Consider the following 12,538-nt stretch of genomic DNA (forward strand, 5'->3'; position numbering starts at 1 on the left):
TTTCCCCATGTCTACTTTATTAGAAGAGCTTGAGCAGCATATTCGCGAGCGTTACGAAATTGCCGAGGATGACGACGATTTCGATGTGGACGTTCATCTGTTCGATTATGGGTTTATCGATTCCGTTGGGGCGACTGCCCTCATCGCTCACATTGAGAAAACGTATAACCTGCAAGTAACGAACCAAGATTTGATGCTCTACCCGATGAACACGGTGAATGAAATTGCCGAATTTATTTCCAAGAAGACAGCGAGGTAAGCGACTCATGACGACAGTTAAAATCTCATTGGCTGGTCTTGCTGAAAGCCAGCACGGTCAAGTCAAATATGCCTCTGCTTTCGCTGATGAGCATATTCAAGAAATCCTTTTGATCGATGGACACATCATCATTACCCACAACTCACCAAACGGCGATGAAGGTATTACTCAGCGGGTCGAGCGTCTCATTGAGCGTTTCTCTCATGGCGATTTCGGGTTTAAAGAGAATATCCTGTTCGAAAATAAAGTCGACACGCCTTATGAAGGCGATATTATTGCTGAGCTCGCTGAGCGTAAAGCGATTAAGGTGCTAGAGCCCGGCCTGTTCATCTTCCGTGAGCCTTTCTCCAGCTTGATGCGTTTCCTTGACTACTCGTTCGTCAGCAAAATTGCGAGACGTTTCGAAGGTGTCCAAGAGGAACAATATCCTGCGGTCATCAATAGCCATACGTTGAACAAAACGAACCATTTCACTTCGTTCCCTGAGCACATTCATTTCGTGACGCATCTGCGTGAAGATCTCGATGTCATTGAGGCATTCTCCCAAACGATTCGCGAAGCTGGTGGTTGGGATCAAGAGAAGCCTTTGGCACTCGACAACAACATGGTGAAGCCTAACTTCATGATGAACCCTTCGACTTGTTACCACTGCTATGAAGGTCTTGAGAATGAAACCCTGGAAGGCGACGGCATTGTCGTGACCGCGATTGCGAAATGTCACCGTTTCGAGTCCAAGAACCATTCAGACTTCGGTCGCCTACTCGACTTCTCAATGCGTGAAATTATTTTCGTCGGTAAGCCGGAATTCGTGAAAGAGAACCGTTTGAAATCCATCGAGTATTTGAAAGAATTGGCCGTTGAATGGCAAGTAGACAGCTTGCTGGAGATCGCGAACGATCCGTTCTTCACGAACGATTTCCAAGTGAAAGCGTCTTTCCAACGTAACCAGGAGATGAAGTACGAGCTTCGCCTGAACATTCCGCATGTGAAGAAGTCCATTGCATGTTCTTCCGTTAATTTCCATAGCAACACATTCGGGAATGCGTTTAATATTAAAATGGGCAAACGTAACGCCGTTACGGGCTGCGTAGGCTTCGGTATTGAGCGCTGGGCGTTCGCGTTCCTTGCACAGTACGGTCTCGATGAGGGGCAATGGCCTGTTACTTTCCGTGAGCAGTACCACGCTTGGCAAGAGAAGGCTTTGTAAGTCTTATTTCAATTACCCCAGGGTGCTCGTGTTATACGAACGAGTCCTTGGGTTTTCATTTTAACCACTACGAAGATAATGAGTGATTCTATTGAAAGCAACCGCTGCTTTTCTCAAAAAAAATAGCTTTGCACTCGGCCTATTGCTCGCCATCGTCGTCTCCGACCTGCTTATCTCTTGGTGGAACCCGATGGCGTCTTCACGCCGTTTTTACAAAAACGACTTCACCAAAACGCTCTACCACCATAGCTGGTCCCATACGGGTCCGGTTTTCTTCGGTAATTCGGCCGTTACGGGTGCTTATATCGAAGAGAAGTCGGATAGCCATTTGGTCGAGATGGGGCTTTCCTACGGGAAGTTGACTGATCTGAAGGGCATACTGAAGAACAACCTCTATCAGGTGAAGGATGAGCTTGTCATCGGGATCGACGTGCATACGATGCTCGACCCTCTCGAAACAGATCCGACCTATCAGTGGTTCAAGCCTTGGTATCAGCCATATGTGTATACGTACCGCGATTACTTCCGCGATTCGGGTATCGAGTTTGCTCGCAATTTAAGTAAAGGCAGCCTTGCCTTCGAGCCTCGCTGGATTGATAAGGAGCTGTACCCAGGCCGCAAGGACGACGCTGCTCTGAAGACCAAGTGGGACGACTACGACAAGCGGTTCGGCGCCATGACCTTGAAGGATTTCCAAGACAATCTGGATGCCCTACAGTGGGTGCTCCAGTATGCGGACGAGCATAATCTCGCGCTGCGTGTGATTTGGATGCCGTGGAACAAAGGCTACTCCGATCCTCCCTATATCGCTTCACTGAAGGATGCCGTTAACACCCAGCTAAAGGCTGCGAACGTTCCCACGCTCGATTTGATGCACACGTACGATCCGCGTTATTTCCATGACCTTGTTCACTTGAACCGGGAAGAAGGCGCGCCGCTATTTACGAAGGAGGTTGACACATGGTTAAATTCCTTAGGAAAACCGTCGAAATCCTCATCTACCTCGTGATGCTTTACTTGGTTTTCATTTATTTTACCGGCAAGGGATTGTTCATCTACGAGAAGTTCTAAGATCTAGCAAGCGAGGAGTTCTTTAGCTATGTTTTATATGCACATGAACGCGATGGTCGCGATGAGTGGCATGATTGCCGTTCTGATGCTCACCCGCAAGTGGGCGGATAATAAGCGCATTTTGATGATCATATTCAGTCTGTGCTTTCTCCTGTTGTTTAGTAAGAAGCTGGTCGTTTTCTATGCTGCTTTTACGATTATTAATTATTTTGGGTTTGTGTATCTGTGCCGGACGACGATATGGCGGAAAGCGACCTTTATTTTCGGAATCGCCGCGAATATTGTCGGTGTCTTTCTCGGTGTTCGTTTTTTCGTTATGGGTGTTTTCAGCTCTCCATTGTTCGACGCCATCATTTATTTAGGACTCATTTACAACGTTCTCAAAGTAATTGATTCGTACTATTTCGCTTATTTCTTTGGAAAAGACGGCGAGGTCCCAGCCATTGATTATGCCAACTATCTGATATTCATTCCGACTTTCACTTCCGGACCGATTCTGAAATTCCGCGATTTTATGGCTGACAGCAAGAAGCCCTACACGGTAGATGCCAAGCTGTTTGAAGACAGTATAAAGCGTATTATTTTAGGCTTATTTAAAAAGATCGTCGTCGTCACCTGGATGACTGGGGTGTTCGACCACGTATTGAAGCAGGAGCTTCACACGCATCAATCGTTATTTCTGTTGGTCTGGTTCTATGCGCTCATCTACTTCGACTTCTCGGGCTATTCCGATATGGCGATTGGCTTTGGCCGATTAATGGGCTACACGATGCCTGAGAACTTCAAGAAGCCTCTCTTCTCACCTTCCATGACGCAGTTTTGGCGGAACTGGCATGCGACGCTGGGCGATTTTTTCCGGGATCACATCTTCATGTTCTTCTCGCGTAAAACTCCCTCCACGGCGCTCACAGCCAGTCTATCCATCCTGATCATGGTGCTGATGGGCTTATGGCATGGCTTTACGTGGTTGTACTTCTTTTACGGGCTGTACCATGGCATCATTATCGCGATTGAGAATATCTTCAAACTCACGACCGTGAATAAGAAAAAGGTGTCTAAAGCATACTTCTACTTCCGCTGTTTGGTGACGCAGACGCTCGTGACGTTCTCCGTTATCATCTATAGTTCGAATTACGATACCGTGCTTCGGATCTATAAAGGCTTGCTTCATTTTACTGGATGATAGTGGTATAATTTGATCTGATTGTTTTATCAATTATGGAGGTGTAATCGAATGAAGTTAGGCGTTTTTATGGTTCTTTTCGGTGGAAAACCTTTCGAGGAAGCTTTGGATTATATTGCTGCGAAAGGCTTGGACGCTGTTGAGATTGGTACGGGTGGCTACCCAGGTACTGCACACTGCAACCCAGCTGAACTACTTGCTGATGCAGGTAAACTGAAAGCTTTTAAACACGCGGTAGAGTCCCGCGGCTTGACGATTAGCGCACTTAGCGCTCACGGTAACCCTCTTCACCCGCAAAAACACATCGCGAAAGAGTTCCACGATGCTATTATACAAACGATTGAATTGGCTGAACGCCTTGAAGTACCTGTTGTTAACACGTTCTCTGGTTGCCCTGGTGACCATGAGGATGCCAAATATCCGAACTGGCCGGTAGCGCCATGGCCGAACGATTTCCAAGAGATCTTGGACTGGCAGTGGACGAACAAAGTCATTCCTTACTGGACAGAAACAGGTAAATTCGCAGCAGATCGTAATATCAAAATCGGATTAGAGCTGCACGGCGGATTCTCCGTACATACGCCAGCTACCCTTCTTCGTCTTCGTGAAGCTGCAGGTGAGGCAATCGGTGCTAACTTGGATCCAAGTCACATGTGGTGGCAAGGCATTGATCCTGTACAAGCGGTTCAAATTCTTGGACGCGCGAACGCGATTCACCATTTCCATGCGAAAGATACGTCACATGATTACAACAACACGAACCGTTTCGGTGTCACGGACATGCAGTCCTACACGAACATGCTGGATCGTGCTTGGCAGTTCCGTTCCGTTGGTTTCGGTCATGACATGAAAGTATGGGCAGATATTATCAGTGCATTGCGTCTGGTTGGCTATGACTATGTCGTCAGTATCGAGCACGAAGACGGCTTAATGTCCGTTGACGAGGGCTTCTCCAAGGCCGTATCGAACCTACAACAAGTACTCATCAAGGAACCACTTGGTGAAATGTGGTGGGTGTAATCGAATAGATCGCACACAAAAAGCCCACAGGCTAGATCTTCCGATCTAGAGTCCTGCGGGCTTTTGTTTACTTGTATGTACTACCAGCCTTTGATCATGATGACATCCATGAAAAGAAATACGAGTAGAGATACAGTTCCAAATCCAAGTGCAAACAGATTTCTTCTTGGGTTGATCAATTGACGGATAACGGCAATTGCAATCACCACTGTGAAGATCAAAACATAGATATCAAAGCTTGTATACGTGCTAGTTGATGCTTCAGCTGCTTCTGCTAATAACATGGTGAAACCTCCTTATAGTAACTCGGTGCAAGGCACACGTCCTGCTATTTTAATACTATGTTAGCTCGATTGGACACGAGATGCAAGTAGTTGCATCGATGTGTAACAAGTTTGTCACCTTTTGTTTGGGATTAGGCCTATTTGGCTAGCCATGCAGGCAGATTTCTTTAATATCCCTTGTACGTATAAAATGTCCATCTGTGCAACTATTTATTACTCTCCGTATGGACAACAAAAAGCCCATACGGGGAAACCGTGCGGGCTTTGTTCGATTAGAACTTAAGAGTATGCTTACACGGCTAGCGCATCTCGGTGATCTTCATCTTCCGGAACTTCGGTCAATCCGGCGTAAGATAGCTCTTTCTCTTGCCATGCTAGAAATCGGAATGGATCAATCCCCAATGCAGATACAATTTCCTGAAGCTCTAACGTCGGTTTCATTATTTGCCTCCATTACATGAATTAGATTAGAACTGCTATATCTCTCAATCATCAAGTCAATGGTTAAGGTAGAGGGAGATGTTCACTGTTACTTACTATTATTATAGGCCTACTTCTATCAGGATTGATAGAGGGTTAAATTGTCGAAGCCTGTATCATTCAATTAAGTCTTAGCAAAATTTTAGGTATTTACGTCACTTGCAAAAAGGAAAAGCTTGAAATTGGCAAATGAAACACCCAATTTCAAGCTTAATAGTTCGCTTTCTAGCTGACGGATCCTTCTAGGACCGCCATCCGCTTCGCATAGTCCTCTGAACGCACGCGATCCCGTTCCAGGATCGGCTTCAAATATTGGCCAGTATACGACCCGGCCACCTTCACGACATCCTCTGGCGTACCCGCCGCCACGATCAAGCCCCCTCGGTTACCACCTTCGGGTCCTAGATCGATGAGATGGTCCGCCGTTTTGATGACATCGAGGTTATGCTCGATGACCAGTACCGTTTCACCGCTCTCCACGAGGCGGTGAAGGACCTTCAGGAGACGATCGATATCATGGATGTGAAGCCCCGTCGTGGGCTCATCCAGAATATAGATCGTCTTGCCTGTACTACGGCGGTACAGCTCCGCCGCGAGCTTCACACGCTGGGCTTCGCCGCCTGACAGCGTGGTTGCTGGCTGGCCGAGGGTCATATAGCCCAGGCCGACATCCAGAAGTGTATTCAGCTTACGATGAATGCGCGGCAAGTTCTTAAAGAACTCGCAGCCGTCCTCAATTGTCATCTCTAACACTTCAGAAATGCTCTTGCCCTTGTACTTCACTTCCATCGTCTCGCGGTTGTAGCGCTTGCCTTTACAAATTTCGCAAGGCACGTAAACGTCCGGCAAGAAATGCATCTCGATCTTGATGATGCCATCCCCACGACAAGCTTCACAACGGCCGCCCTTCACGTTAAAGCTAAAGCGTCCTTTCTTATAACCACGAACCTTCGCTTCGTTCGTATTCGCATATACATCACGGATATCATCGAATACACCTGTGTATGTTGCAGGATTGGAGCGCGGTGTGCGTCCAATTGGCGACTGGTCAATATCGATAACTTTATCTATATGCTCTAATCCGACAATTTCTTTATGTTCGCCAGGTCGAACTTTCGCACCATTCAAATCACGGGATAACGTCTTAAACAAAATTTCGTTAATCAAAGTACTCTTGCCTGACCCGGATACTCCGGTCACGCAAGTGAATACCCCTAAAGGCACCTTAGCCGACACGTTTCGCAAGTTATTTTCTTTGGCGCCTTTCACTTCGATCCATTTGCCATTCGGCTTTCGACGAACCGCAGGAATCGGAATGAACCGTTTGCCGCTCAAATACTGACCTGTTAAGGAATTCTCATCCTGCATCAGCTCTGTTGGTGTACCTTGGGCAATAACCTGTCCACCATGAATACCAGCGCCTGGACCAATATCTATGATATAATCGGCCGCCATCATCGTGTCTTCATCATGCTCGACAACGATCAACGTGTTGCCCAGATCACGCATATGCTCAAGAGTTTGAATCAATCGCGTGTTATCCCGTTGATGTAGACCGATACTCGGCTCATCGAGGATGTAGAGGACTCCCATCAGGCTTGAACCGATTTGCGTAGCCAAGCGAATCCGTTGCGCCTCTCCACCTGATAATGTGCCTGCTGCGCGATGCATCGTTAAATAATCAAGACCAACGTTCACGAGAAAGCCTAGACGAGCTCTAATTTCTTTCAAGATCAAATTCGAAATCGTTAGCTCGCGCTCGTTCAGCTGTAGACCCTTAAACCATTCTTCCGCTTCTCCGATGGAAAGGGAAGTTGCGTGCGAGATGTTCTTACCGTTAATCGTTACGGCAAGCGTTTCAGGCTTCAAGCGGTGACCTTTACATTTCGGACAAGGCTTCGTACTCATGTAGGTCTGAATATGCTCGCGAATACCCTCAGAGAAGGTATCTTTGAACCTGCGTTCCAAGTTGCGAATGATGCCTTCGAATGGAACCAGCGCTTCTTTGGACGCACCCATATCATTCTCATAACGGAAACGGATTTTCTCGCCACCCGTCCCATACAAGATCACTTTCATTTGATCGCTGCTTATCTCAGATACAGGTACATTGCGTGGGATCTTGTAGTGTTCACAAACAGCGGCAAGAAACTGCGGATAGTAGTTGGAAGTACTGCCTGCCCACGCTTCAAATGCCCCCTCTTCAATCGTCAGCTTCATATCAGGAACAAGCAGATCCGGATCGACGATCATCTGACTGCCTAAGCCATCACAATCTGGACAAGCACCGAATGGACTATTAAAGGAAAACATTCTCGGCGCAAGCTCTTCGACACTGAATCCACACTCTGGACATGCCAAGTTCTGGCTGAATAGCAGCGCTTCTTTCTCCATAACATCGACGATGACACGACCATTCGCCAACTTAAGCGCAGTTTCCAAGGAATCTGCCAAACGTGTCTGTACATCATCTTTGACCACGATACGGTCAACGACCACATCAATGGTGTGTTTTTTATTTTTGTCGAGCTCAATTTTCTCGGAAAGGTCTACCGTTTCCCCGTTTACACGAACCCGCACAAATCCTTGCTTCTGAATATCCACGAATAGCTTCGTGTGCTCACCTTTGCGCCCAGAAATAAGCGGTGCTAGAATTTGAATCTTCGTACGTTCCGGGTACTCCATAATCCGGTCTACCATTTGTTCCACGGTTTGCGAAGTAATCTCGATACCATGGGTAGGACAGTGCGGCCGTCCAATACGAGCAAACAACAGCCTCAAATAGTCGTATATCTCCGTTACGGTTCCAACCGTTGAACGTGGATTACGGCTTGTGGTCTTTTGGTCAATGGATATGGCTGGTGACAACCCTTCAATGGAATCGACATCTGGTTTATCCATATTCCCAAGAAATTGACGCGCATAGGCAGACAATGACTCTACATAACGTCGCTGCCCTTCTGCATAAATCGTATCAAAGGCCAGCGATGATTTCCCCGATCCACTTAAGCCCGTGAGTACGACGAACTTATCACGCGGAATGGTGACATCAATATTTTTAAGATTGTGAGCTCTAGCTCCTTTAATAACGATCTGATCTCTAGACACAGATACCCTTCCTCTCCTATGTGAAACTGAAACCCACTTACTTAGGCGTCAGCTTTCATTTCCATAATCGCGTCACGCAGCTGTGCTGCACGTTCGAACTGTAGGTTCTTCGCCGCCTCTTTCATCTCAACTTCTAAGCGCTCAATGAGGGATGCTCGATCTTTCTTCGACATCTTAGCACCCTTCACATCAGCCAGATAGTCGGATTTCTGTTCGGCAACCTTGGTTGCTTCGATCACATCGCGGATTTTCTTGGCAATCGTCTGTGGTGTGATTCCCAATCGCTCATTGTTTGCTTCCTGTAGGGCGCGGCGTCGATTGGTCTCCGAGATCGCTTTCTCCATGGAATCAGTGATCTTATCCCCGTACATGATGACTCGGCCATCTGAGTTCCGCGCTGCACGACCGATCGTTTGAATCAACGAACGCTCCGAACGCAGGAAGCCTTCCTTATCCGCATCTAGAATAGCGACCAGTGAAACCTCTGGCAAATCGAGACCCTCTCTAAGGAGGTTGATCCCGATTAGCACATGGAAAGTCCCCAAGCGCAAGTCCCGCAAAATCTGCATACGTTCAAACGTCTTAATATCCGAGTGCAAATAACGCACTTTAATTCCAATTTCTTTAAAGTAATCCGTTAAATCCTCCGACATCTTCTTCGTTAAGGTGGTTACAAGTACGCGCTCATCTTTACGAACACGGTCTTGGATCTCGGCGATCAGATCATCAATTTGACCCTTGGTTGGTCGAACCTCAATAATTGGATCCAATAACCCTGTGGGCCGAATAATTTGTTGAATCATCGTAGGGCAATGTTCTAGCTCATAAGGTCCTGGCGTTGCTGATATATATAAAATCTGACTGACTTTCTCTTCGAATTCCTCGAAACGCAGCGGACGGTTATCCAATGCGGAAGGCAGCCTGAAGCCGTGATCGACTAATACATCTTTCCGTGCTTTATCCCCATTAAACATCGCGCGAATTTGCGGTAACGTTACGTGGGACTCATCCACCATGAATAGCATGTCGTCTGGGAAATAATCCATCAACGTATACGGAGTTGCCCCTCGCTCACGGAATGTCAGTGGACCGGAGTAATTCTCGATACCTGAGCAGAAGCCCATCTCTTCCATCATTTCCATGTCGTAGCGTGTACGCTGCTCCAGTCGCTGCGCTTCTAGAAGCTTACCTTGCTCCCTCAACTCAGCCAAACGCTCCTCGAGCTCTTGACCAATGTTCACGAGCGCGCGCTTCATCGTATCCTCGCCTGTCACGAAGTGAGATGCCGGGAAAATCGCAATATGATCACGCTGGCCAATAATTTCACCCGTTAGGACATTGATCTCCGTAATCCGCTCAATCTCATCCCCAAACAGCTCAACACGAACTGCGTGCTCACTGTGTGAAGCTGGGAAAATCTCCACTACATCTCCACGCACACGGAACGTGCCGCGAACAAAGTTCATATCATTGCGTTGATACTGGATATCCACTAGACGATGCAGGATTTCAGTCCGCGACTTCTCCATCCCTACTCGTAACGATAACAGTAAGTTACCGTACTCTATTGGTGAACCCAAGCCGTAAATACACGACACGCTGGCAACAACAATGACGTCACGGCGTTCGAACAAGGAACTTGTCGCCGAGTGACGAAGTTTATCGATTTCTTCATTGATGCTGGAATCTTTCTCGATGTAAGTGTCGGAGGAGGCAATGTAGGCTTCGGGCTGGTAGTAGTCATAGTAACTAACGAAGTAGGAAACAGCATTATGAGGGAAAAACTCTTTGAATTCACTGCACAGTTGTGCGGCTAAGGTTTTATTGTGGGCAATAATCAAGGTTGGTCTGTTTAGTTTCGCTATTACTTGTGCAGCTGTGAACGTTTTACCTGTTCCGGTTGCACCGAGCAGCGTCTGATGCTTATTGCCGGCTTGTATGCTTTGGACGATCTCCTCAATCGCTTGAGGCTGGTCCCCCTGCGGAAGAAAATCGGATACAAGCTCAAACTTCTTAGAGCTCATGACAAGTTCACTCATCCATTATCACCCTCATTGTCGAAATAAATCGAACTTTTATCCTATAAACTTTCCCATTCGACATTCCGATATAGAAGTCTATGGAACTTTTTCTTACATATATGAAGGATTGCAATATCTATCCAACATAAGAATGTTTGTTCTCGTTTTTTCATTATACTATTTTTGAATCATGGATGCAAACAGCTTTATGTGTTTTAGCCTTATACAAGGCGGTTTTCCTGAGTTTTTGGACCCTATTCTTTTTATGATAATTAGGAGTGGTACAGTCATGGATTTGACAACAGTATTAGGATTACTATTAGGACTTGCAGGTTTAATTGGCGGGTATATGTGGGATGGCGGTCATGTCAATTCATTGATCATCCCCAGTGCGATGCTCATCGTCTTCGGCGGAACCTTCGGTGCAGTCGCCGTTAGTTTCCCTGGCTCTATTTTAGCCAAAATCCCTAAAGCACTCGGCATTGCCTTTATGCAAGTCAAACGAGATCCTGCAACAACTATTAATGAAATTGTCGATATGGCCTCTGTCGCTCGTAGAGAAGGCGTACTTGCCCTAGAGCAGCGCGCCCAGGAGCACGAGAACCCGTTCTTGAAGGACGGATTGCTCATGGTCGTAGACGGAACCGATCCCGAGCTTACCCGACAAATTCTTGAGCTAGAAATGGACGCCATCGAACATCAAGTTAATAATATGTCGAAGGTATTCGAAGCTGGAGGCGGATATGCACCAACAATGGGGATTATCGGTACGGTTATGGGACTTATTCACGTTCTCGGAAATCTAGAAGATCCTTCTTCCCTTGGCCCAGCGATTGCCGTTGCCTTCACAGCTACACTCTATGGTGTTATGAGCGCCAACTTAGTTTATTTACCCATCGCTAACAAAATCAAAGTCCGTGGTAAAGAAATGGTCAATGAAATGGAACTCATGTTAGAAGGCATCCTTGCCTTGCAAGCTGGTGAAAACCCGCAATTAATTAAGAAAAAACTGAACTCCTTCCTCCATGATAAATCGAAAAAAGCCGTAGAGGAGGATGACGTTAATGGCGAGGCGCGGTAAGAAGCAAGAAGAGCATGTTAATCATGAAAGATGGCTCATTACTTACGCTGACTTAATTACGCTGTTGCTCGTATTTTTCATTATTATGTATGCGATGAGTAAAGTGGATGTTCAAAAGTATGCCGTTTTGGCGCAAGCCTTAAACCTACAATTCCAAAAAGCTGACTCTGTCTTAGATAAAAACCATGGTATCAGCGGCTCGATGACCCCTAAGCAAGGGGACGCGGACAGCAAAGATAAGGATTTAACGCATCAGAATCAAGATGATCAGAAAGAAGAGCATGACAAGACGAAGACGGAAGACAGCGAGAAAGAAAAGCGTGAGAAAGAGCTTCAAGATCTTCTGAAACAAGTACAAGCCTATATTAAGGATCAAAATTTAGAAGCGCAGGTGTCCGCCAGTGATACGGAACGCGGTGTGGCGATCACGCTCAATGACTTGTTCTTATTCGATTTGGGAAAAGCTGATCTCAAGGCGCCATCCTTCCCGATTCTGCAAAAGCTGGCTTCGCTCTTCCCAACCTTGAAGAGTAAGGTTAGTATCGAAGGACATACAGACGATTTGCCCCTTGCACCAGGCTCTCCCTATAAGGATAACTGGGGATTATCGTTTGCCCGTTCCCTCTCTGTACTTCGCTATTTCAGCGATACGGCTAATCTGGATGATCACAAATTCATTGCCACCGCTTATGCGGATACAATGCCCCAAGTGGCCAATTCAAGCGATGCCAATCGCAGCAAGAATCGCCGCGTGGAGATCATAGTCTTACGGAACGATATTGCACCAACGACGCCAGTTCAATAAGTTCGTCTGGACGAATAGA

11 protein-coding genes are annotated in these 12,538 nt (G+C 46.7%); 7 read left to right on the forward strand and 4 right to left on the reverse strand.

All coding sequences use genetic code 11. The annotated features are described in order from the left end of the window. The first annotated feature begins 7 nt into the window (after positions 1-7). The 5 genes from L6I86_RS21260 (at position 8) to L6I86_RS21280 (ending at position 4,740) form a co-directional block, all read left to right on the forward strand. Positions 8-259: an acyl carrier protein gene (locus L6I86_RS21260; protein ID WP_065854648.1), complete on the forward strand. Its 252-nt coding sequence runs from the start codon at positions 8-10 to the stop codon at positions 257-259. Positions 260-266: 7 nt separating this feature from the next. Continuing rightward, a complete protein-coding gene (locus tag L6I86_RS21265; RefSeq protein WP_236290335.1) occupies positions 267-1,466 on the forward strand; it encodes a class-II aminoacyl-tRNA synthetase family protein in 1,200 nt (399 codons plus the stop codon). A gap of 91 nt (positions 1,467-1,557) precedes the next feature. Next, complete coding sequence (locus L6I86_RS21270; protein ID WP_236290337.1) at positions 1,558-2,475, forward strand: hypothetical protein; 918 nt, start codon at positions 1,558-1,560, stop codon at positions 2,473-2,475. 90 nt (positions 2,476-2,565) lie between these two features. After that, entirely contained in the window at positions 2,566-3,720 is a 1,155-nt protein-coding gene (locus tag L6I86_RS21275; RefSeq protein WP_236290339.1) for an MBOAT family O-acyltransferase, read from the forward strand. Positions 3,721-3,771: 51 nt separating this feature from the next. After that, complete coding sequence (locus L6I86_RS21280; RefSeq protein WP_056611435.1) at positions 3,772-4,740, forward strand: sugar phosphate isomerase/epimerase family protein; 969 nt, start codon at positions 3,772-3,774, stop codon at positions 4,738-4,740. Between the two features lie 80 nt (positions 4,741-4,820). Here L6I86_RS21280 and L6I86_RS21285 read toward each other — a convergent pair whose 3' ends face one another. The 4 genes from L6I86_RS21285 to uvrB form a co-directional block, all read right to left on the reverse strand. Beyond that, complete coding sequence (locus L6I86_RS21285) at positions 4,821-5,024, reverse strand: hypothetical protein (protein WP_056611440.1); 204 nt, start codon at positions 5,022-5,024, stop codon at positions 4,821-4,823. A 291-nt stretch (positions 5,025-5,315) separates the two neighbouring features. Beyond that, positions 5,316-5,465, reverse strand: a complete 150-nt coding sequence (locus L6I86_RS21290) for a hypothetical protein (RefSeq protein WP_236290341.1) — start codon at positions 5,463-5,465, stop codon at positions 5,316-5,318. A 264-nt stretch (positions 5,466-5,729) separates the two neighbouring features. Next, the gene (gene uvrA / locus L6I86_RS21295) at positions 5,730-8,612 is read right to left on the reverse strand and encodes an excinuclease ABC subunit UvrA (protein WP_236290343.1); all 2,883 of its coding nucleotides are present in this window, start codon (positions 8,610-8,612) and stop codon (positions 5,730-5,732) included. 41 nt (positions 8,613-8,653) lie between these two features. Next, positions 8,654-10,651 (reverse strand): excinuclease ABC subunit UvrB, encoded by a 1,998-nt coding sequence (gene uvrB / locus L6I86_RS21300; protein WP_056611446.1) that lies wholly within the window; start codon positions 10,649-10,651, stop codon positions 8,654-8,656. Between the two features lie 271 nt (positions 10,652-10,922). On the opposite strand from uvrB, the gene L6I86_RS21305 reads away from it, so the two are divergent. Together L6I86_RS21305 and L6I86_RS21310 are read left to right on the forward strand one after the other, a co-directional pair. Continuing rightward, positions 10,923-11,714, forward strand: a complete 792-nt coding sequence (locus L6I86_RS21305; RefSeq protein WP_236290345.1) for a flagellar motor protein — start codon at positions 10,923-10,925, stop codon at positions 11,712-11,714. Continuing rightward, a complete protein-coding gene (locus tag L6I86_RS21310) occupies positions 11,698-12,519 on the forward strand; it encodes an OmpA/MotB family protein (RefSeq protein ID WP_236290347.1) in 822 nt (273 codons plus the stop codon). Before L6I86_RS21305 ends, L6I86_RS21310 begins: the two co-directional genes overlap by 17 nt. Positions 12,520-12,538: the final 19 nt, after the last annotated feature.

This window comes from Paenibacillus allorhizoplanae, assembly GCF_927798215.1.
GTDB classification, from domain to species: domain Bacteria; phylum Bacillota; class Bacilli; order Paenibacillales; family NBRC-103111; genus Paenibacillus_E; species Paenibacillus_E allorhizoplanae.